The sequence below is a fragment of the Dictyoglomus sp. DH genome (assembly GCF_055181375.1).
On sequence record NZ_CM143706.1, the window covers coordinates 1 to 21,662 of the forward strand.

The following is a 21,662-nucleotide window of genomic DNA, read 5'->3' on the forward strand; positions in this document are numbered from 1 at the left end:
ATGAAAGATATTAATAATATCTGGGAAGAGGCACTATCATATTTGTCCTTGGAGATAAGTAGACCTGGTTTTGAAACTTGGATTAAAACCTTAAAACCTCTTTATATAGAGGGAGAAAAAGTCATACTCCAAACACCAAATAAATTTTCAAAAGAATGGTTAGAAGAATACTACTTACCTCTTATTGAAGAGGTAATTAGGAAAGTAACCCAGAAAGATCTAAAAGTTGAAATATTAGCTGATGAAAAGGAAGAAACAATCCCAGAAGAAAAGAGAAACGAATATTTTTCTACATCATATAATAACTTAAATCCTAAGTATACTTTTGACACCTTTGTAGTAGGTGATAGCAATCGCTTTGCCCATGCAGCTGCGTTAGCTGTAAGTCAAAATCCAGGTAAAGCTTATAATCCCCTTCTTATCTATGGAGGCGTAGGATTAGGAAAAACTCACTTAATCCATGCTATTGGTCACTTTATCCAAGAGAAGTTCCCTAAAACTCGAGTAGTTTATGCCTCTATGGAAAAATTTACAGTAGAGTTAATTGATGCCATCAAAGAAGACGGAATGACAAAATTTAGAAGTAGATATAGAAATATAGATGTCTTACTCATTGATGATATCCAATTCTTGGCTGGTAAGGAAAGAACTCAAGAAGAGTTCTTCTATACTTTTAACGCATTATATGAGGCTGGAAAACAAATTGTACTAACCAGCGATAGAGTTCCCAAAGAGATTCCTACTTTAGAGGATAGATTAAGATCAAGATTTGAATGGGGACTTATAGCAGATATTCAACCTCCTGATTTAGAAACCCGTATTGCTATATTGAAAAAGAAAGCAGAAGCCGAAAAAGCTAAAGTACCTGACGAGGTTATAGAATTTATTGCCTCTCAAATACAATCTAACATACGTGAATTGGAAGGAGCTTTAATAAGAACTATAGCCTTTGCCTCTCTAAATAGTATGCCTATAAATTTAGAGCTAGCTAAAACTGTACTAAGAGACATTATTCAACCCCAAATAAAGAATATTACTATAGACAATATTTTGCAAGCTGTAGCTGAATATTTTCACATAAGTATAGAACAATTAAAAGGAAAGGGAAGATCTCAAGAGATCGCTATACCAAGACAAATTGCTATGTATTTAGCAAGAACATTAACAGATCTCTCCCTTCCCAAAATTGGAGAAGAATTAGGAGGGAGAGATCATACTACGGTACTACATGCCTATGAAAAAATCCAAGAGCTCTATCAGTCAGACCTTTCTATAAAAAAGGCCATACAAGATATTCAAAATAAACTTAGAAATTCTAATTCTTAAATCATTTACTTCTTAAATATTTAAAAAGCTCAGAATCTGGCGTAATAATTAATACATTACCAGGAAGAGTCTTTTTATATATCTCAAGACTCTTTAAAAATTGATAAAATTCGGGATTAGAAGATAATGCTGACTGTAAAATTCTACTTGCCTCAGCTTCTCCACTACCTTTTAACTCTTGAGCCTTTCTATAAGCTTCAGAAAGTATAAATACCTTTTTCTTCTCAGCCTCTGATTTTATTCTTTGTGCTTCTCTTTGACCTTCTGCTCTATAAAGAGAAGCCTGTCTTTCCCTTTCAGCAATCATGGAATCATATATCTTTCTTAAATTTTCTTCTGGCACAGATACTCTTTTCATTCTAACAGTGCTTATCTCGATCCCCAGCTCCTTTGCCTTTTCTTGAGATGATTTTGTAACTTCATCAAATACTTCTTCTCTCTTTATAGAAACAATATCATCAAAATCATATTGTCCTACTATTCTTCTCATTTCACTGTAGATAATATCATCAAGTCTGACTTGAGCCCCAATCTCATTTCTTACAGTTTTTAAGAATAATACAGGATCAGCTATTCTAAATAAAGCAAAAGAATCAAGAATCATGGACTTTTTGTCTTTAGTTACCACTAAGGTAGGTTCTGAATCATATTCAAGAACTCTTTTCTCAAAAAATACTATTTGTTGTATAAATGGTTTTCTGAAATATAAACCTGGCTCTTTTATAACTCTTACTGGTTTACCGAATTCTAATATTACTGCTTGCTTAGTTATATCTACAGTAAAAGCAGAAAATATAAAAATCACAAAAAATATTATTATTACTACAAGAATAGTAATTCCCCACTTCATTTATTCTCACCTTCCTGTCTAATAGTAGTGGTTTGAGTAAATAAATCTCCAGGAAGATTAAATATCTTCATTCCACCCTTAGGATCATCTATAACTACAATCTTTACTTGAGGAAGTATCATCTCCATTGCTTCCATAAAAAGTTTTGTCCTAATAAGAGAAGGTGTTTTATTATATCTTTCAAGTAAAGCTCTAAATCTCTGAGCATCTCCCCTCGCTTTTTCTATTTGCTCCATTCTATAAGCCTCTGCTTCCGCAATAATTTTTGCTGCTTGTCCTTCTGCTTCTGGAACAATCTTATTATAATAAGCTTGAGCCTCTAATATTAATTTATCCTTCTCAGATTTAGCATTTATTACATCTTGAAAAGCAGGTTGTACTGGATCTGGAGGGATCACATCTTGTAATTGTACATTGAGAATCTTAATTCCAAAATTATTACTGTTAAGGATATTTTGTAATAAAATCTTTACATCATTTTGAATTTCTTCCTTTGAAACAGTCAAAATTTCATCAAAAAGATAACCCCCCACTACTTGTCTCATAGATGCTTGGGCAAGATCCCTCAAAAACTTTTCTCCTTCTTTTACATAACTAATATATTTCACAGGCTCAGATATTTGATATTGAACTACGAAATCTAAATCCACAATTTTTCCATCCTTAGTTAGTAAAAGAGATTCTTCCTGAACATTTCTATATTGAGGGGGATTTAAAGTTATAGTTCTAAATCCTATCTCTAATCTTCTAATAGACATTACATCAACTTTTATTGCCTGATCTATAAAGGGCAATTTCCAGTGTAAACCAGGATCATGCACTGCTATAATCTTTCCAAATCTTTTGACTATTCCCACTTCTGCAGGTCCCACAAAGTAAAAACTTAATAAAAAAAATACCAATATCAAAACAAATAAGATGATCCATACTATACTTTTTAAAGACACTTTTTTCTTAAAAAAAGGAGGATAATCTTTAAAATTTTCCATATTTTAGACCCCCTTTATTTTCTTATAAAAAAGGAGAGAATTCTCAAAACCAAAATCACTATTGAAATAAACTTAGATATTTCCATCTCCATATTTTCAATTTTGTTGTTTTCAACATTCCTTGAAAATATTTCCTCTATTTTTAAATCTAAATCTTTTGGCAAATTCGTTTCTTTTTGCTTCCTTCTGGTTTCTATACGTATTTTTTGATACTCTTTATATCTCCTTAAAGATAGTATAGGTACCCACATTCCAAAACAATTATCACAATAATAAATTAAAACATCCTTAGGAATTATAGGATCTCTCAAAAGTTTTAAAGATGTACCATCATTAGGACATTTAAGAGAATTACAATTTATCTTATCCTTAAAATCTATATCTAAAGAATAAACATCATCAGGCCTCATAGATACCAATTCATATTTATCAAACCATATCCCCCCACAATGTTCACATTGATCTATCTCTAAATAAACACCATAGTGGGATGAAACCTTTTTAGGAATAAGAACATTTGAACAACATGGACAATTTTTCATTGAATTTTATTTACGTAGGGAGGACTAATGTCCTCCCCATAATTTTATCTCACCTCTACCACAATTTCTTTTATTCTAACATTAGTCCCTGAATTTTCCAATAGCTGAATTGATATTAAATTATCCTGATTTATATTAAATAAATCCTTCACATTGTACTTTAGAAAGATAAAATCTTTATCCTCAATAGCCAAAGGTAACGTTACAGCTTTTCCATTAATGTATATAACTAAGGATGGATCAATTTCCTCTTTCTTCTTGTTTTTTTCATCAAACATGAAATTTATTTTTAAAATCACATCCCTAAAAATAGATAATGGAGGTACTTTAACCTCAAATCTTCCTGAAGGACGAATAGCCAAAACATAATCTTTACCTTCCTTATCCATAAACACATTTTCCGCTTTTACCACGATAAGATTTCCATCATATCCACCTTTAGTAAAATTAATGTAATATCTTTTTACAGTCACTATTGGTGTAAGAGTGAAGATATAACTGCTTTTTTCACCCCTTCTTACCAATATATCAGTATCCAGATCTATATAGCCATCAAGAGATAACGTAAGTTTATATCTGCCTTCTATAAGGGTTAAATTTAAAGGAGTTGTTCCCTTATATACACTATCAATAAATATCTTTGCCCCTTTAGGATTTGAATCTATATACACTTCTCCTAAATTCATAGGTTTTAATGTAACATTTATCTGTTTAAGATCTCCTGGAGCAAGATAGACTGCCTCATTATATTCTTCGTATCCACTTAAAGAAATCTTCACATTATAGGTACCCGAAGAAAGATCAGTAAGGGATAGGGGTGTCTTTCCTTTATATACACCATTAATATAAACATCTGCCGAGGAAGGATTAGAGAATATATTTAATGTGGCGGGTAAAGGAACAAGAGTAAAGTTATAAGTAGATACCTGACCTGCATATACGTCAACAAAACTCACATAGTCCTTATAACCAATTAGCCTCAATTGTACCTGATATCTTCCAGGTGATACATTATTGATAACAATTGGCGTCTTTCCTCTATAAACTCCATTAAGATAAAGATCTGCCCCCTGTGGATAGGAATTGATATTTAGTGATCCATAATGAGGTACGAGACTATAAAATACATAGTTTGTTTGATTAGGTAATACATTGACATTCTCAACTTTTTCTTGATAACCAGGATAGATTACCTTTAATTGATAAGTCTTATTGGCAGGTAAATTATATAATGTCAACGGAGTATATCCTTTAAAGGAACCATCTAAGTAAACACTTGCACCTTTAGGCTCAGTGTCCACTCTTAGATTTCCATACACAGGTTTAAGATTAAAAGTATAATCTCTATCTCTACCCTCTTGAACTACTATATTTGTTGAATAATCTTCATAACCTTCCTTTTTTAGAGTTATCCTATAGTTCCCAGGATATAGCATTAAGGTAACAGGAGTATTTCCTTGTAATTGACCATCGAGATATACACGAGCTCCCGAAGGATTAGAATAGATATTTATCTTAGATTTAGATTGTACCTCTTGTTGTACATAAAAATATGTGACCTTTTGAGCCCATGTTTTTCCTTCTTCCTTCTTTAGAGACTTTTGAAGAGTTTCTAATGCTTTCTCTATACTTTTTTCTATAACACTTCCAGGAGCCATAGTTTCAAACTTCTTACCAGGAAAAAACTCAATAGGTTTTTTAGTTATAACTCCTACAATATACTCCTTACCATAGGGAGGAGTTACTTTAAAGCTATAAGTCGGCTTATCAGGAAAAGTATATGTTCTATCTTTTTTTATAAAATTATCTTTTGAATAAGAATTAGGAAATATCAAAGTAAATTGACCATCTGGTGTTATATCAAAAATATAAAGATAAGCATCATCATTAGCCTTTGCATATATTATTAAATTTTCCCCAACCTTATATATGCTTCCTTCTGGTTTATTTAACCACAAATCAAGACTTAAAGATGTTTCAGGATTTGGTACTATTATAATTTTTTCCCATTCTTTTTCAGGTTGAATTTGTATTTTTTCCTGAGAATAAGAAATACCTATAGAAAGGATTAACAATAAAAGAAAAACAAACACACCTTTCCTCATACACTCTAACCTCCCTTTGAAGTTCTTTTTAGATGAGTATACAATAAGTTAGAAGTCTCTTTAAGTGATGTAGCTCACTTTTATCAACCGTTAGTTAATGCTTTTTTCTTCTTTTTATTTTCATACATTAAAATATCCGCTCTATTAAGAAGCTCTTCAATAGATTTTTGTTCATCTGGGCTAAAGATGATACTTCCATAGCTCAAAGAAAGTCTATACATTCTATTTTCCATACTATTCTTCTCCTCAATCTTCTTGTTTAATCTTGTAATTAGTTCATCCTTATCCTCATCCTTTTCTATAATTCCTAATATCACAAACTCATCTCCACCAACTCTTGCCAAAATATCATTTTCTCTAAATGTGCTTCTTAGAATTTCAGCAGTTTCTTTAAGAACCATATCTCCCACATTATGCCCCAAATTATCATTTATTATCTTCAAATTATCAAGATCAATAAATATGAGCACAAGCTTTTTCTTCAATCTCTTTGTCAAACTTATGGTATGTTCAGCCAATGTAATAAATCCCCTACGATTATATAGGGATGTTAGGGGATCAGTATTAGAGATCTGTTTTAACTCTTCTTCTAAGGCTTTTCTATAAGTGATATCTAAAAATGTATATAATACAGCCGGTTTACCCTTATATGTGGTATTTACAGCACAGACCTCAATGTGAACAGGCTTTCTATCTATGCTTCTTATGCACTTGAATTCATCAATAATATAACCAAGCTTTCTTTCAGTCAATTCCTTATACCTTAATAAGAATCTCTGCCTATTCTCAGAAACCACCGACTTTGCCAAATCATTAATATTGTTAAATTCTAAAGGATAACCCAAAATTTCTATAAGTTGAGGATTGACATATACAACCTTCTCATCTTGAACAATACAGACCCCAATTAGTGATTGCTCCGAAAGAAGTCTAAACCTATCTTCTAACTCTTTATAATTTTCCCATAGAAGATTTTCAAAAATCACATCTGCAAGTAAATTTGACCATATCAATAGATAGGATGTAAGTTTATCATCCAATGGATCTATCTTTTTAAACTCTAAAATAAGTATTCCAAAAATAGAATTATTCTTCCTTAAAGGGATTCCAATAGTGGATAACGATTTTATTGTCATTGTCTTTATTTGGCTTTTTCTCACATCTGGAAAATACATTACTTTATCTTTATTTATTACATGATAATATGCATATCTATCATCATCTTTTTTAAATTCTCCTTCTAAGGATTCAGTAAAATGCCTAAATTTTAAATCTCCATTGTCCAAAAGTATTACACAACCAAATTTTGCTTCATACATTTGGATAATCTTATCAAATATGATCTTTTCATTATCAAAGTTGTTTTTTCTTCCTAATCCCTGAAAAACCTCTACCAAATTATTAAAATTTATTTCATCAATCTTCTCCTCTATGGTTGTAACCGTTCCCATTATTTTCCCATCATTAGCCAATGGATAAATAGAAAACTCTTTATAACTCTCATATAAGTCAATTTTCTCACCATTCATAGCTCTCATGTAGTAAAGGGATTTATCCTTAAATTGAGGAACTACATCAAAAAGGTTTTTCCCTATAACCTTCTCATTACTTTTTAGAAAAGTTTGTTCAAAAGCCTTATTATAGAAGATTAATTTTAAATTATCATCTGTAAAAAAAACAGGACAACTTATATGGTTATATATGAATGTAGGTAAGAGATCTTTTAATTTCAGCCATTGCATTATAACCATATTTTTATACCTTCCCCCTCTTTAATCATTCGAATAATTTCTTTTAATTTATCACAAATTTTAAAAAAAATGCAATACCATTCAAATAATCTTCATGATAAAATTTTACTATGTTAAATCAAATCTTTAGAAAGGAGGAGAAAAATGAAAAAAATACTCTACATAGTTTTAGATGGACTGGGAGGCACTCCTGATCCAAAACTAAATGGAAAGACCGAATTAGAAGTAGCCAAAACTCCCAATATGGATGCATTAGCCAAAAAGGCAAAACTTGGGCTTATGGATCCTATTGGGCCTGGCATAGCTCCTGAATCAGATGCAGCAGTACTTAGTATCTTAAGTTATGATGTAGATAAATACTATACTGGAAGAGGTCCATTAGAGGCTCATGGTGCTGATATTGAAGTAAGAGATGGAGATTTGGCATGGAGAGCCAATTTTGCAACAGTAAATGAAGAAACTCTTGAAATATTAGACAGAAGAGCTGGAAGAAATTTATCAACTGAAGAAGCAAAAGCCTTAGCAGAAGAAGTAAATCAAAAGGTTAAATTAGATGGTGCTGATTTTATTTTTAAAGCGACAGTAGGGCACAGAGGAGTTCTGGTTATAAGAAAGAAGGATGGCAAACTTTCAGCTAATGTAGAAAATATAGATCCAGGGTATAAGAGACATGGACCTTATAGCATTGCTATTGCAAATCCATCTAAGGAAGTTCAAAAATGTGTGCCTCTTGATGATTCAGAAGAAGCAAAAGAATCTGCAAGACTTACTAATGAGTTTGTAATGAAAGCTTTTGAGGTATTAAAAAATTCTGAGATAAATAAAAAGAGAAAGGAAGAAGGTAAAAAACCAGCAAATATAATTCTCTTGAGAGATGCTGGTGATTCTCTACCGAAGGTTCCTACACTACAAAGTTTATATGGAGTTAACTTTGGAAGTATTGTAGAAATGCCTGTAGAAAGAGGAATAGCTCTTCTTACAGGTATGAAAGAAGTACCCATAGAAGATTCCACTGATTATAAACTTTGGGCAGACAAAGTGTTATATGCATTGGAACATTATGATGGAGTTTATGCTCACCTAAAAGGACCAGATGTACCAGGACACGATGGACTATATGATAAAAAAATCGAAAGTATAGAGAAGATAGATTCTGTTTTCTTTGAAAATTTAATACCTAAATTGGATCTATCTAATGTAGTAATTGCTGTAACTGCTGACCATGCAACTCCTTGCTCCTTAAAATCCCATTCTGAAGATCCTGTACCATTAATGGTCATAACTTCGGGAATTACACCTGATGGCTTAGATTATTTTGGGGAGAGTGCTTGTGCAAAAGGAAGCATTGGAAGGATTAAAGGAACCGAATTAATGCCTTTGCTTGTAAAAATCGCAAAGGAATAAGAAGTTGCTTTTAAAAGGAAATAAAATTATAATAAATACAAAAACATTTTAAGGGGAGGTGAACAAGATGGCCTCAAAAGAACTGTTAGATCTTTTAAATGACGCTATAGCAAGAGAGCTTCAAGTATCCATTCAATATATTTGGCAGCATGTACAATGGAGAGGTCCTGAACATTTTGCTGTAAAAGATGAACTAAGAAAAATAGCAATTCAAGAAATGAAACATGCAGAAATTATAGCAGAAAGATTATTTTATCTTGGAGGAATTCCTACCACTAAACCATCTCCTATCTTCGTAGGAGAAAATTTGAAAGAGATGTTAGAACAAGATGTTAAAGATGAAGAAAATGCTATAAATCTTTATAAAAAGATTATTGAGAAGGCAAGATCGGAAGGAGATATCACTACAGCAAAGATCTTTGAAGAAATATTAAAAGATGAGGAAGAGCATCACGATACCTTTAGTTCTTTATTAGAGAAATAGCCTCTTGGGGAGGGAGATATAAAATCTCCCTCCTTCCTTCAATATCCTCCTCATAATCCTACAATGAGCCCAAAACTCTTCTTTATCATTCAATTTAGGAAGATCAATTTCCATATTATACTTTCTTTCTAATGCTCTTTTTATAATATAATCGGCAAGATGAGGATTTTTTGAAAGAAGAGGTCCATGGAGATAAGTACCTATAAGATTTTTATAGATAATACCTTCAGTAAAATCCTTTCCATTATTCCCATATCCTTTAATAACTTTACCTAAGGACTTATAATTGTGATATGTTCTTCCACCATGGTTTTCAAATCCAACAAGAGTCTTTGGATATATAGGAAGATCTACTTCTATAAGTATATTTCCTATAAGTCTTCCTTTTTCAGCCTTTGTATAAAAATTTAATATAGACAATCCATCAATCTTATTCCCATAAGCATTCAAGTAATATTCGCCAAGAAGCTGATATCCTCCACATATAGCAAGAAATACTATGTTCTCCTCAATCAAATCCTTTAGTATATCCCTGAACTTAATTATATGAGAAAATAGAAGCTCTTGTTCCCTATCAGAGCCTCCACCTAAAAAAATAATATCTGCCTTCTCTATATCTTCTTCTCTATCTCTTGTAAAATTTAAAACCTCTACTTTTATCCCTCTCCATCTTGCCCTTCTCTCAAGGACTATAATATTTCCTCTATCCCCATAAAGATTTAAAAGATCAGGATACATGTGAAGAATCTTAAGTTCCATTCCTCAACCTCTTCATTATCAATTTTCTACTTTTAAAGAGAGCAGTATAGGTAGGAAGAATATATGTTTTAGCTTTAAAATTTAATATTTTAAGAATAGCAGTATTAAGATTATTCTCTAAAATAATCTTATTAAGGGGTATTTCTGCATATTTTAATCTAACCAAAAGATCTTCAGCCCTTGTTCCCGAGCATATTACGGTAGAAATGTTATCATCTTTTATCTTCTCAAAATCTACATCCCATATCCAGGATACATCTCTACCATCTGCCACATTATCATTTAGTATTAAAAGAAGTACTTTTTCATTAGGATCATCTTTAATAGTATCTAATACTTGATTATAACCAGCAGGATTTTTTACAAGTACAAGAATCCTCTCATATCCCTCTAAGTTAAATCTTTCCAGCCTTCCTAATCTAAAAGAAAAGTTAGAAATTATATTTTTTAAAATTTCTTTATCAATACCTAAAATCCTACCAACAGAGTAAGCAGAGATTACATTATATAAATTATAGACACCAGGATATCTAAAGTTTAAAAAAACATCTTCATCCCTATCTTTTATATGAATAAGCCAATAATTTTCTTTATATTCTGCTGATAATATATAGTAATCATAATCGGGATTTTTAAAACCACATTCACAAAAGTATCTACCAAGTTGAGCATAATTAAAAAATTCATACTTAAGTATTTTTCCACACTTAGGACAATATATACTCTCTTTTATTTCTTCTGTATCCTTCTTCCTTACTTTATTTCCTATGCCATAATAAATTTTTCTATTAGGAAGGTCGGAAAACCTGGAAACAAAAGGATCATCAGCATTAAGTATTAATATATGTTCCTTACTATCTTTTATAGCCCCTTTAATTTTTTCAACAGTAGTATCTATCTCCCCATATCTATCCAATTGATCTCTAAAAAAATTAGTAATAACAACATAATGGGGTTTAAGATCTTTATAAACAAAAGGGAATATCCCTTCATCCACTTCAAAAACCCCAAAATCATAATAGGATGGATTTCTAATAAAAGCAGTAGCAATACCAGTTCTTAAATTTGCACCCTCCAGATTTCCTAAAGCCTTATAACCTGATTTTGTAATTATCTGAAAAATAAGATTATTAGTAGTGGTCTTACCATTCGTACCTGTAACAAGAATAATCTTCTTAAACCTATTTTTTATCTTTATTAAAAATTGGGGATCTATTTTCAAAACTACTTTACCAGGAAAGGTTGTTGCATCCAACCCTAAGATTTTCATAAACAAATACACAAGTCTTCCTACAAATAATGCTAAATAAAATTTAATTTTTTCTAAGTTCATTTCTTAAACTTTCTAATATCTTCTGATAATCTACCTCACCATTTTCTACTTTATCCATTAAACCTTCTAACTCACGTGTAAAATCTTCCTTGACAAACCTAAAACGATCTTCATTAGAAATAAGATAGTTATAAACCTTCTCACCCAGTGGTGTAGGGATCAAATATCCATTCTTCTCTATGACATATCCTCTCTCAAGAAGTCTACTTACAATGGTAGCATAAGTAGATGGTCTACCAAGACCTCTCTTTTTCATTTCTTCCACTAAGGATCCTTGAGTAAACATAGGTACCTTAGGTACGGTATAGAAGAATTTATTATTTATAACATCTACCTCACCCTCTGGAACTCTCACAACTTTTACAGGAACAACTTTATTAAAACCATCTTGTATTATCTCTTCAAATAGTTCCATACTTTGCAACTTATCAAGTACCTTTATTGTGATATCATAGCCTTTAAGTACAATATTTCTCATCTGAGATGCAACAAACCTCTTAAAGATAAGATCATAAATGGCTAAATGATCCTTAGTAAAACCTTCCAGTTCTCCCGAATATATCATAGATTTAATATCTTCCACATCAAGGACTCTTGTAGGCCTTATACATTCATGAGCTCCTCCCTCTCCCCATGTTCTACCTCTAAAATATTCTTCTCCAAATTGTTCACTTATATATTCTTTAGCTATATTTATTCCTGTATCGGATACCCTAGTAGAATCAGTTCTATGATAGGTGATAAATCCCCTTTCAAAAAGATCCTGTAAAACTTCCATAGTCCGAGAAACTGATAATTTATATCTATCAGAAGCATCTTTCAAGATTACATCCGTCGTATATGGAGGTAAAGGGGCCTTTTCTTCAATCTTTTCTCTCTCCTTTAATACCTCTACCTTAGTTAAAGAATTAAAGAACTTTTGGGCTTCTTCCCTATTTTCAAATTCAAATCTCGATTCCAACCCTTCTTTTCTAATAATTACCAAATATATCTTTTTGTTATGTTCCTTAGCCCTTTCTATTACCCAACCAAGAACTGGAGTCTGTACTCTTCCAGCAGATAAATAGTTTCGAGAAAATACCTTTTGAATAAGTTGAGAAAGCTCAAATCCTACCCATCTGTCAGATATTCTTCTCACTACTTGAGCTTTAACCAAATTTTCATTTACATCTCTAAACTCTTTTAAAGAATTTAATATGGCTCTCTTTGTAACCTCATGAAATTCCATTCTCTTAATATCCTTAGCAAAAATAGCACAAAGATTTTTAAGATCCCATGATATTTTTTCTCCTTCGGTATCAGGATCGGTAGCTACAAGAATCTGATCAAATTCCTTACTGGCTTCCCTTAAGGCATTTATAATATTTTCTTTTCCCTCTATTGTTTCATAGACTGGTATAAATTTTCCATTTTCTAACACCCCAAAATATCCCACTTCCTTATTTAAATCGAAAATATGCCCAAAGGATGATGTAATGACCAAGTATTTATCTTCAGTAATAACCTCATAGAGTTCCTGACCATCTATATTTCTAGAAATAGGTTTCCCAAAAAAATTTGCTATAGTCCTTGCTTTATGAGGAGATTCCACTATTACCATTACAGGTTTTAGGAAGTCATCTCTTCTTCCCTCTCTTCTTCTAACTCTTACTCTATCCTCATCTATCTCTTGTAGTATCTTATCTATGTCTACTGTATTTGCATTCTTAAAAACTATATCTGAACTAAACCACCAGCGTGCTTTTCTTATCAGGTTATTAAATACCTTTCTATCGTCCACGAGTATATAACTCAAACCTTTAGATATTCCCCCTACATATAATCTTGAAGTTCTACCTGATGCCTGCAAATATCCCGTAATATCAGCTACCACAAGAGACCACTTTCCATTTTCTTCTCTAATTGATATATCATCAGATGTATTTATCTTATGATATATCTCTCTCGATAGAATAAATCTTTTTATATTATCTCTTAATTCATCAATTTTATCCTTTGGCGGATTTATCACATTAGAGAACCTATTTAAAGTTTTTAACCATCTATCAACTGTAGCTATGTATTTTTCAAGATTTTTGTCCCTTGCTATAAGTGGTCTTAAAGAGGATAAAGCTAAAAGTAAATGCCTTACATTGCCTTCCAGATCAAGGTTTACTGAAATTTTAGGTACACCATAAAAAATCGCATATCTAATAACTTCAGGAAGATCAAGTCCTCTTGCTAAAGGATTTCTATAAGAGGATATACCAATAAGAACTTGTATCCTCCCTTGTCTGTAATCCTCTAAAACTTCTTCTGTAAGATTATCATAAGATTCACAAGAAATATTATTTTGACTTAAAAGATTCTTTATTCTATCAATATGCTCCCTTCCATAATCCGATGATAAGAATACTAATCCACCCTTTCCAAACCTCTTTACCCTCTCAATAAGAATTTTATCTAAATCCTCCACCTCTTCATAAACATCTTCCACATTTCTCAAGTAAAATACAGGCCTACCCACATCAAAGGATAAAAGCTCTTTAAATAATCTAATTCTTTCAGATCTTGGATTACTGGTAGCAGAAGATACTACCATTACACCTTTTGCTTTTTTGCTTATCTTTCGTACCTCTTCCTGAAGAGCCTTTATATCTTCTTGATTTTCTTCGCTATAATTTCTTTTTAGTCTAATATACTTTAAAGTTTTCTCTATATCCTCTTCGGTAAAACCTAAAAGATATAAAGCCTTATCAATATTTTTTGCAGTTTTTAGAAAAGAGTCTACATCATCTACAAATATAAAAGAAAAATCTCGAGGAATTATATCCACATTTTTATAAAGAAACATGGAGGTTGTAATAAGAATTTTAAAATCCCCCTTGATAAGCCTTTCCCTTTTTTCTTCCTTTTCCTTCTTAGTTTCATCAAGACCAAAAACCAAAAGGTCCTTTTCTCTCACTTTATCCTTCAATTTTTCATAACTTTGAAGTATTAAAAGTCTTGTAGGAAGAATAATATAAGACTTTTTCCCCATTTTAGCAAAGTATATAGAAGATGCAAGCCCTAAGGATGTTTTACCTATACCTGTTGGAGCAAGAAGAGCAAAAGATCTACCAAGAAGGAGTTTTCTTGCCCAGAATTTCTGTAATTCCCATGGATAAAAACCGACAAAATTTCTAAATATTTCTTCCCACTTTTCATACTCATCCTTTAGCTTACAATAATCCCTAAGACCTTTAAGAGATATCAAATTACAAAGGGCTTCCCCGACCTTTTTATCAGGCATACAGTTTTCACAGGGAAGCCCTTCAAGAAGCCTTTCTGAAGATATATCTCCCCCACAGTTCGGGCAAAGATTTCTAAATATCGCTTCCATCATTCCTCCTCTAAGGTTAGGCCTATATTATGAGCTCCAAGAAGTGGTGATAAAGTAGCAATAATAACTTGTCCTGAAAGATTAGAAATAAATCTTTCCAATAAATGTGCATCTAAAACATTTACAGGCTCATCAAAAAGGAATACTGGCTCGTAATGCTTTGTCTTTTCTATTAAACTCTTAAAAGCAAGGACAATAGATAGATAGAATAATCTTTTTTGCCCTTCTGAAGCATAATGTTTAGCCGGGTTTCCTTTGTAATACAGAATATAATCATCCTGAGTGTGAGGACCCACAGTAGTAACACCCCTTGCTATATCTTCCTCAATATAATCTGCTATATTTTTACCTTTGAACTCACTCTTATATTCTATCTTAAATATGGGATCAAGATATTGAGATAATTCCTCTACCATCTTTTCCCTCTTCTCCACAATCTTTTCTGCCAATGGTTGCATCTCTTTTGCTAAGTATAACACATAATTTCTATCTATTTCATCCATTTTAAGATTTTCATTTCTCTCTTCTAAAAGTTTTTCATAATTTCTTAGTGTCTCATAATAATCTAAATCAATCAGAGAGAATATATCATCAAAGAAATCTCTCCTTTGAGTTGCAGACCCATCAGTCATAGAATAGTTTCTAAAGCTAAAAGGTATGGCAATAAAAATCTCTTGAATATCTCTGAACCTTTTAACTTTAAATCCATCAAGATAAGCTATCTTTTCTTTTTTACTTTCATCTTGCCAGTAGGTTATCTTTATTACATGTCTCTCATCTCCACTTAATACTTTACCTTCTACCTCAAAATAATTCTCTCCAATTTTTAAAATTTGAAAATCTCTCGCTCCTCTAAAAGATCTGGGATTCGAAAGATAGGCAATAGCCTCCAATATGGAAGTTTTTCCAGAACCATTTGGACCATAAATTACATTTACTCCATCTTTAAAATTTACAGAAAAATCAGAAAAATTTCTAAAATTTTTTAATTTTAATTCTTCGATAAGCATTCTCTTCTTATCCATAATATCCCCCCTTCATATATATTAATTTTTACTATATATATTTTAGCTATTTATATAATTGAAATCAATAGGCTTTATATTCTCTTGACATTATTAATATAAATTATAAACTTATATATGGTTTAGCAGTCACCGTTAAAGAGTGCTAAAATTAAAAATAGAGGTGAAAGATATGGAGGAAAAAGAAATAGAAGTTAAAAAAGATGAGGTAGTCTCAGAGGCCCCCCAAGAGGTAGATTGGGAAATTAAATATGTAAGACTTCAAGCAGAATTTGAAAATTTTCGTCAAAGACTTAGGAGAGAAAAAGAAGAATGGCAAGAAATCGCCAATGCAAGACTTTTAAAAGAAATTGTAGATATAATGGATAATTTTCATCTAGCTTTAGAAAGTATGAAGCATACAAGAAAAAAAGATGCTATTATAGAGGGAGTCCAAATGATATATAAACAATTTGAAAATCTCCTTCAAAAAGAAGGAGTTACAAGGATTGATACTTTAGGAAAACCTTTTGACCCATCTCTTCATGAAGCAGTTGGTATAGAAGAGATTGAGGATGGAGAGGATAATTTAATAGTTAAAGAGATAGCACCTGGATATTTATTTAAAAATAAATTACTGAGACCTGCAAAAGTTATTGTATCAAAAAAAATAGAAAAAGGAGGTAGAGAATAATGGCTAAAATTGTAGGAATTGATTTAGGAACTACAAACTCTCTAATCGCCTATTTAGAAGGTGGTAGACCAGTTATTATTCCAAACGCAGAAGGGAGCAGACTTACCCCATCTGTTGTTGCTTTTACCAAAGATGGACAACTTTTAGTAGGAGAACCTGCAAAGAGACAGGCCATAGTAAATGCAGAAAGAACTATAAAATCAATCAAGAGACACATGGGAACCAATTATAAAGTAAAGATAGATGACAAAGAATATACTCCACAAGAAATTTCTGCCATGATATTAAGAAAACTCAAAAAAGACGCAGAAGCCTACTTAGGTGAGCCTATAGAAAAGGCAGTAATAACATGTCCCGCTTATTTCTCTGACGCCCAAAGACAAGCCACAAAAGATGCAGGTGCCATTGCAGGATTAGAAGTAGTAAGAATTATAAATGAACCTACAGCAGCAGCTCTTGCCTATGGACTTGACAAAGAAGGACACCAAAAGATTCTTGTTTTCGATCTTGGCGGTGGTACTTTTGATGTATCCATTTTAGAAATTGGAGACGGTGTATTTGAAGTGATAGCAACAGCAGGAAACAATAGATTAGGAGGGGACGATTTTGACGAAAGAATTGTAAATTGGCTTATAGATAACTTCATGGAAGAACATGGAATTAATTTAAGAGAAGATAGAACAGCTCTGCAAAGATTATACGAAGCTGCAGAAAAAGCAAAAATAGAACTTTCTTCAAAATTATCTACAGAGATCAACCTTCCATTCATAGCCATGAAAGGAAATACTCCACTTCATCTTTCTTATACACTCACAAGAGCAAAATTTGAGGAATTAACATATGACTTAGTAGAAAAAACAAAGGAGCCTACAGAAAGGGCATTAAAAGATGCAGGACTTTCTCCTTCTCAGATTGATAAAATAATCCTTGTAGGTGGATCTACAAGAATGCCATGCATCCAAGAATGGATTAAGAAACATTTTGGTAAGGAACCCCAAAGAAATGTAAACCCAGACGAGGCTGTTGCGCTTGGTGCAGCTATACAAGCAGGAGTCATAGGTGGAGAGATAAGAGACATAGTTCTTGTAGATGTAACTCCTCTTTCTCTTGGAATTGAAACTCTTGGTGGCGTATTTACAAAGATAATTGAAAGAAATACACCAATACCTGTATCAAAGAGTCAGATCTTTACAACAGCTGCTGATTATCAGACAAGTGTGGAGATTCATGTCCTACAAGGAGAAAGAGCCCTTGCCAAGGATAATATCTCCCTTGGAAGATTTATATTGGATGGAATTCCACCTGCCCCTCGTGGTGTACCTCAAATAGAGGTAACCTTTGATATTGATGTAAATGGAATTGTCCATGTATCTGCGAAGGACAAGGCTACAGGAAAAGAACAAAGAATAACCATATCAAATGCCATAAGACTCTCAGAAGAAGAAATTAAAAGAATGACCGAAGAGGCAAAGAAATTTGAAGAAGAAGATAGAAAAAGAAGAGAAGAAATTGAAACCAAAAACCAAGCAGAACACCTTATTTATACTGCAAGAAAGACTATAAAAGATTATGGAGATAAAGTAAGTAAAGATTTAGTACAAAAAGTAGAAGATAAGATTAAGAATTTAGAAGAACTAATAAAACCAGATAGAGTTAATGTGGAACAGGTAAGAAAAGGAATGGAGGAGTTAACACAAGCTCTTGGAGAGATAGGACAAGTAATGTATCAATCTGCAGGCTCAAGCTCAAATCCAGGAGGAAGCTCTGAAAATCCAGGAGGAAAAACCATAGACGGAGAATACAAGGTGAACTAATATGCCCACCAAAAAAGATTATTATGAAATCCTGGGTGTGCCACGAAATGCCACCCAGGATGAAATAAAACAAGCTTACAGAAGGCTTGTTAGACAATACCACCCAGACCTTAATAAAGATCCATCTGCACAAGAAAAATTTAAAGAAATAAATGAAGCCTATCAAGTACTCTCTGATCCTCAGAAGAGAGCCCAATATGATCAATTTGGAAGTGTAGGAGATTTTGCAGGATATGGAGATTTCCAAGAAGGGTGGAACCCTGGAGATTTTGATTTTGGAAACTTTGGAAGAACTTTTGAAAACATATTCGAAAATTTCTTTGGAGACAGTATATTTGGGGATATCTTTGGAAGAAGAGAAAAGCAAAGAACTTCAAGAAAAGGTGCAGATTTAAGATATGATATTAACATTACATTAGAAGAGGCAGCTTTTGGGGGAAAAAAGGAATTCTTTGTAACAAGATTAGAAACTTGCCCCGTATGTAAAGGAACAAGGACAGAGCCAGGATCTAATCCTATAACCTGTGATATGTGTAATGGTACAGGGCAAGTACGAACTACAAGACAAACCCCATTTGGACAATTTGTCCAGATTACCACATGCCAAAAATGCCATGGGGAAGGAAAAATAATCACAAATCCATGTCATGAATGCCACGGTACAGGAAAAGTAAGAAAAAAGAGAAAGATTGAGTTTAAAATACCAGCAGGTGTAGATGAAGGCTACGTAATAAGACTTGCAGGAGAAGGAGAACCAGGAGAAAATGGAGGGCCAAATGGAGACCTTTATATCTATATACATGTAGAACCCCATAAAATATTTAAGAGATATGGAGAAGACATATGGATGGATCTTCCCATAGATTTTATTACAGCCATCTTAGGGGGAGAAATAGAGATTCCTACCTTAGAAGGAAAGGAAAAGATAAAAATAAAACCAGGAACTCAAAGCAATGAAATAATAACTTTAAAAGGCAAAGGAATACCCAATTTAAATAACCCTGGAAAAAGAGGAGATCAAAAAATAAGAGTTTATATCACAGTACCTACCAATCTATCCCAGAAAGAAAAAGAACTCCTTCTTGAGCTTGCAAAAATAAGAGGAGTAAAGATAGAAGAAAATAAAAACTTTTTCGAACAGATTAGGGATGCATTTAAGAAGTAAATAAAAAAGCCCCCGAGAAAACTCGGGGGCTTTATGTTTTGAGTGGTTAGAATCCTATCATTAACTTGCTTTCTGCATAAAGTTTGCCTTTTACATTGAAGCCCCAGAGATTATCTGCTCCTGTTAAATTACCTCTATTAAAACCATTATTGCTATAATCTTCCCAATCAAATCCGTAACCTACTAAGAGGTCATGAGATACACCACCACCAAGGGATACAGACCATTTTCCAAATCCACCAAAGAGTGTATCTGGACCATTAGCTAAGGCTGCCCCAAGGGATAAGGATCCTACTGGTACTGGTAAAGAAGCAGAGACATAACCAAATAATGTATATGTTTGTGCAGTATTGTATTCAACATATACCTTAGATACGTTGGGCACTAAATTATCTCCGCTTACAGAGACTTTTACTTTTTGAGATTGAACTTTGTAGTTAGCATCAACAGTTACTTTACCACCAAGAGCTTTAACTGTTGCGCCAACAAGTTGCTCAGGAGCATCTGCAGCCTCTCCATAAATAGTTAGACTTACAGGTGTTGTAACAGGAGTTACAGAACCACCTACTGCCCAGTCTGTTACAGACATTGTTCCTGTAGCTTTATTTATTAATCCATATACTGAAAGTGCAACTGGTACATTAACAGAAACATCTGCTCTTGCCGTTACTGCAGCATTTAATGTGAAGTCATCAAGCATTCCACCAGTAGAAGGTACCCACCAATCATCGTTTGGTGATACACCAACGGTTACTTTTACTGGAGCAACATCTGCTACAACACTTATACCAGTACTACCTACTACACTACCTACAAGTTTTGTTCCAGAAACACCTAATGTTCCCTTATGGAAGGACACAGATAATGGTGTATTAAATACTTTAGAGAATGTAATTGTTCCAGATACCCAGTTATCAGAGAATGATTCAGCTAAAACTACATTAACTACATCATTATTGAAGTTTAAAGTTTTTGTTTTTACTGGTAAATTGAGTTTTATATTAGCATTTACACTGCCAAGATTTGAGCTTCCAGATAGTGAGTAGTTGATATTTCCAGAAGCCCAAGTTCCCCAAATTACATAGTATTGATTATTATATGGAACTAATCTAGTATGGAAACCTACACCAATCCAATTAGAAGTACTTAAATTAGCAGCAAATGCAGGAACCACAAGAAGAGCTAAAACCATTAACCATACTAATTTCTTCATCTTTCCTTGACCCCCTTAGGATTTAAATTTTTTATATTTTTTTATAACTACCTGGTAAGTGTCGTTAACTTACCTTACCAGTTTGCCTCTCATGAGTGGCAACCTAAAGGTCCCTTCTTCACCTCCTTTCTTGCCACTCAGAAAAAACATTAACTGATTGTTATTTTACTAAAAATCTTTTTTATGTCAAGTACCTTGAAAAAACTTATTTTATACAAAAAAGTTATGTTATAATATCATAAATTATGAGAGTTTACAAAACATATTTAAGCAAAAAACAAAAAGAAGTTTTAGAATTTGTAATAAGTTATTGGAAAAAAGAGAAAAGAATGCCTACTGTAAGAGAAGTTGCAAGGGCTCTTGGTTTAAAATCTTCAGGATCTTCCTATTTTCATTTGAAAGCTCTTGTAGAAAAAGGATATCTTGTACAAGATAAAAAGGGAAGATTTCATTTAAGAGGTAATGATGGAGAAGAATATTGTATCTTACCCCTTGTAGGTACTATAAGAGCAGGAGTTCCTGTTGATTCTCCTGAAAATACAGAAGAGTTTATACCAGTACCAAGAAGACTTGTTAAAAATCCAGACTTAAGCTTCTTATTAAGAGTAAAAGGAGATAGTATGATTGAAGCCCATATAATAGAAGGAGATCTTATCGTTGTACAGAAACAACCTACAGCAGAAAAGGGAGATATTGTGGTAGCATTGAAAGATGGGGAATCCACTATAAAATATCTATCTGAAGAATATGGAATACCATGCTTAAGACCTGCAAATAAAAGATATTCTGTAATCTATCCTCCATTTACCATTATAGGGAAGGTTATTGGACTTCTTAGGGTATTTTAAATAATTGATCTTTATAGTAT

17 protein-coding genes are annotated in these 21,662 nt (G+C 32.6%); 7 read left to right on the forward strand and 10 right to left on the reverse strand.

Annotated elements, in window-relative coordinates:
- Complete coding sequence (gene dnaA / locus ACY3JJ_RS00005) at positions 1–1,326, forward strand: chromosomal replication initiator protein DnaA (protein ID WP_463091775.1); 1,326 nt, start codon at positions 1–3, stop codon at positions 1,324–1,326.
- A 1-nt stretch (position 1,327) separates the two neighbouring features.
- Here the strand turns inward: dnaA and hflC are convergent, their stop codons facing one another.
- The 5 genes from hflC to ACY3JJ_RS00030 all read right to left on the reverse strand — a co-directional run bounded on the left by hflC (position 1,328) and on the right by ACY3JJ_RS00030 (position 7,563).
- Positions 1,328–2,176, reverse strand: a complete 849-nt coding sequence (hflC, locus tag ACY3JJ_RS00010) for a protease modulator HflC (RefSeq protein ID WP_463091776.1) — start codon at positions 2,174–2,176, stop codon at positions 1,328–1,330.
- The gene (gene hflK, locus ACY3JJ_RS00015; protein WP_463091777.1) at positions 2,173–3,165 is read right to left on the reverse strand and encodes an FtsH protease activity modulator HflK; all 993 of its coding nucleotides are present in this window, start codon (positions 3,163–3,165) and stop codon (positions 2,173–2,175) included. Before hflK ends, hflC begins: the two co-directional genes overlap by 4 nt.
- 14 nt (positions 3,166–3,179) lie before the next feature.
- A complete protein-coding gene (locus tag ACY3JJ_RS00020; RefSeq protein ID WP_463091778.1) occupies positions 3,180–3,707 on the reverse strand; it encodes a TFIIB-type zinc ribbon-containing protein in 528 nt (175 codons plus the stop codon).
- Between the two features lie 44 nt (positions 3,708–3,751).
- On the reverse strand, positions 3,752–5,812 hold the full coding sequence (locus ACY3JJ_RS00025; protein WP_463091779.1) for a PEGA domain-containing protein: 2,061 nt from the start codon (positions 5,810–5,812) through the stop codon (positions 3,752–3,754).
- 83 nt (positions 5,813–5,895) lie between these two features.
- A complete protein-coding gene (locus tag ACY3JJ_RS00030; RefSeq protein WP_463091780.1) occupies positions 5,896–7,563 on the reverse strand; it encodes a sensor domain-containing diguanylate cyclase in 1,668 nt (555 codons plus the stop codon).
- A 144-nt stretch (positions 7,564–7,707) separates the two neighbouring features.
- On the opposite strand from ACY3JJ_RS00030, the gene ACY3JJ_RS00035 reads away from it, so the two are divergent.
- Together ACY3JJ_RS00035 and ACY3JJ_RS00040 are read left to right on the forward strand one after the other, a co-directional pair.
- Positions 7,708–8,967: an alkaline phosphatase family protein gene (locus ACY3JJ_RS00035; protein WP_463091781.1), complete on the forward strand. Its 1,260-nt coding sequence runs from the start codon at positions 7,708–7,710 to the stop codon at positions 8,965–8,967.
- Positions 8,968–9,034: 67 nt separating this feature from the next.
- Entirely contained in the window at positions 9,035–9,451 is a 417-nt protein-coding gene (locus ACY3JJ_RS00040; RefSeq protein WP_463082749.1) for a ferritin-like domain-containing protein, read from the forward strand.
- Here ACY3JJ_RS00040 and ACY3JJ_RS00045 read toward each other — a convergent pair.
- Genes ACY3JJ_RS00045 through recF form a run of 4 tightly spaced genes read right to left on the reverse strand, consistent with a single transcriptional unit; the run spans position 9,440 to position 15,929 of the window.
- Positions 9,440–10,210: a type 1 glutamine amidotransferase gene (locus ACY3JJ_RS00045; protein WP_463091782.1), complete on the reverse strand. Its 771-nt coding sequence runs from the start codon at positions 10,208–10,210 to the stop codon at positions 9,440–9,442. The two genes, ACY3JJ_RS00040 and ACY3JJ_RS00045, sit on opposite strands and share 12 nt — an antisense overlap.
- Positions 10,200–11,543, reverse strand: coding sequence for a MurT ligase domain-containing protein (locus ACY3JJ_RS00050; RefSeq protein WP_463091783.1), 1,344 nt, complete (start codon positions 11,541–11,543; stop codon positions 10,200–10,202). Before ACY3JJ_RS00050 ends, ACY3JJ_RS00045 begins: the two co-directional genes overlap by 11 nt.
- Positions 11,524–14,907, reverse strand: a complete 3,384-nt coding sequence (gene rgy, locus ACY3JJ_RS00055; protein ID WP_463091784.1) for a reverse gyrase — start codon at positions 14,905–14,907, stop codon at positions 11,524–11,526. The genes ACY3JJ_RS00050 and rgy overlap by 20 nt, the downstream gene beginning before the upstream one ends.
- On the reverse strand, positions 14,904–15,929 hold the full coding sequence (gene recF, locus ACY3JJ_RS00060; RefSeq protein ID WP_463091785.1) for a DNA replication/repair protein RecF: 1,026 nt from the start codon (positions 15,927–15,929) through the stop codon (positions 14,904–14,906). Before recF ends, rgy begins: the two co-directional genes overlap by 4 nt.
- A gap of 172 nt (positions 15,930–16,101) precedes the next feature.
- Here recF and ACY3JJ_RS00065 point away from each other — a divergent pair, with 172 nt between their 5' ends.
- From ACY3JJ_RS00065 to dnaJ, 3 genes are read left to right on the forward strand one after another with little or no spacing between them, the layout of a single operon-like run.
- Complete coding sequence (locus ACY3JJ_RS00065) at positions 16,102–16,602, forward strand: nucleotide exchange factor GrpE (RefSeq protein ID WP_463083651.1); 501 nt, start codon at positions 16,102–16,104, stop codon at positions 16,600–16,602.
- Positions 16,602–18,416 carry a molecular chaperone DnaK gene (gene dnaK / locus ACY3JJ_RS00070; protein ID WP_463091786.1) on the forward strand — a complete coding sequence of 605 codons (1,815 nt, stop codon included), beginning with the start codon at positions 16,602–16,604 and terminating at the stop codon, positions 18,414–18,416. The genes ACY3JJ_RS00065 and dnaK overlap by 1 nt, the downstream gene beginning before the upstream one ends.
- A gap of 1 nt (position 18,417) precedes the next feature.
- Positions 18,418–19,581 (forward strand): molecular chaperone DnaJ, encoded by a 1,164-nt coding sequence (dnaJ, locus tag ACY3JJ_RS00075; protein ID WP_463091787.1) that lies wholly within the window; start codon positions 18,418–18,420, stop codon positions 19,579–19,581.
- Positions 19,582–19,627: 46 nt separating this feature from the next.
- On the opposite strand, the gene ACY3JJ_RS00080 is transcribed toward dnaJ, so the two are convergent.
- Positions 19,628–20,794, reverse strand: coding sequence for a hypothetical protein (locus tag ACY3JJ_RS00080; RefSeq protein ID WP_463091788.1), 1,167 nt, complete (start codon positions 20,792–20,794; stop codon positions 19,628–19,630).
- Positions 20,795–21,039: 245 nt separating this feature from the next.
- Between ACY3JJ_RS00080 and lexA the strand changes: the two genes are divergently transcribed.
- Positions 21,040–21,642, forward strand: coding sequence for a transcriptional repressor LexA (lexA, locus tag ACY3JJ_RS00085; RefSeq protein ID WP_463091789.1), 603 nt, complete (start codon positions 21,040–21,042; stop codon positions 21,640–21,642).
- The last annotated feature ends 20 nt before the right edge of the window (positions 21,643–21,662 follow it).

Excerpts from the sequence above, each read along its gene's own strand:
- dnaA (WP_463091775.1), top strand. The coding sequence starts at position 1 with ATGAAAGATATTAATAATATCTGGGAAGAGGCACTATCATATTTGTCC.
- hflC (WP_463091776.1), bottom strand. The coding sequence starts at position 2,176 with ATGAAGTGGGGAATTACTATTCTTGTAGTAATAATAATATTTTTTGTG.
- hflK (WP_463091777.1), bottom strand. The coding sequence starts at position 3,165 with ATGGAAAATTTTAAAGATTATCCTCCTTTTTTTAAGAAAAAAGTGTCT.
- ACY3JJ_RS00020 (WP_463091778.1), bottom strand. The coding sequence starts at position 3,707 with ATGAAAAATTGTCCATGTTGTTCAAATGTTCTTATTCCTAAAAAGGTT.
- ACY3JJ_RS00025 (WP_463091779.1), bottom strand. The coding sequence starts at position 5,812 with ATGAGGAAAGGTGTGTTTGTTTTTCTTTTATTGTTAATCCTTTCTATA.
- ACY3JJ_RS00030 (WP_463091780.1), bottom strand. The coding sequence starts at position 7,563 with ATGGTTATAATGCAATGGCTGAAATTAAAAGATCTCTTACCTACATTC.
- ACY3JJ_RS00035 (WP_463091781.1), top strand. The coding sequence starts at position 7,708 with ATGAAAAAAATACTCTACATAGTTTTAGATGGACTGGGAGGCACTCCT.
- ACY3JJ_RS00040 (WP_463082749.1), top strand. The coding sequence starts at position 9,035 with ATGGCCTCAAAAGAACTGTTAGATCTTTTAAATGACGCTATAGCAAGA.
- ACY3JJ_RS00045 (WP_463091782.1), bottom strand. The coding sequence starts at position 10,210 with ATGGAACTTAAGATTCTTCACATGTATCCTGATCTTTTAAATCTTTAT.
- ACY3JJ_RS00050 (WP_463091783.1), bottom strand. The coding sequence starts at position 11,543 with ATGAACTTAGAAAAAATTAAATTTTATTTAGCATTATTTGTAGGAAGA.
- rgy (WP_463091784.1), bottom strand. The coding sequence starts at position 14,907 with ATGATGGAAGCGATATTTAGAAATCTTTGCCCGAACTGTGGGGGAGAT.
- recF (WP_463091785.1), bottom strand. The coding sequence starts at position 15,929 with ATGGATAAGAAGAGAATGCTTATCGAAGAATTAAAATTAAAAAATTTT.
- ACY3JJ_RS00065 (WP_463083651.1), top strand. The coding sequence starts at position 16,102 with ATGGAGGAAAAAGAAATAGAAGTTAAAAAAGATGAGGTAGTCTCAGAG.
- dnaK (WP_463091786.1), top strand. The coding sequence starts at position 16,602 with ATGGCTAAAATTGTAGGAATTGATTTAGGAACTACAAACTCTCTAATC.
- dnaJ (WP_463091787.1), top strand. The coding sequence starts at position 18,418 with ATGCCCACCAAAAAAGATTATTATGAAATCCTGGGTGTGCCACGAAAT.
- ACY3JJ_RS00080 (WP_463091788.1), bottom strand. The coding sequence starts at position 20,794 with ATGAAGAAATTAGTATGGTTAATGGTTTTAGCTCTTCTTGTGGTTCCT.
- lexA (WP_463091789.1), top strand. The coding sequence starts at position 21,040 with ATGAGAGTTTACAAAACATATTTAAGCAAAAAACAAAAAGAAGTTTTA.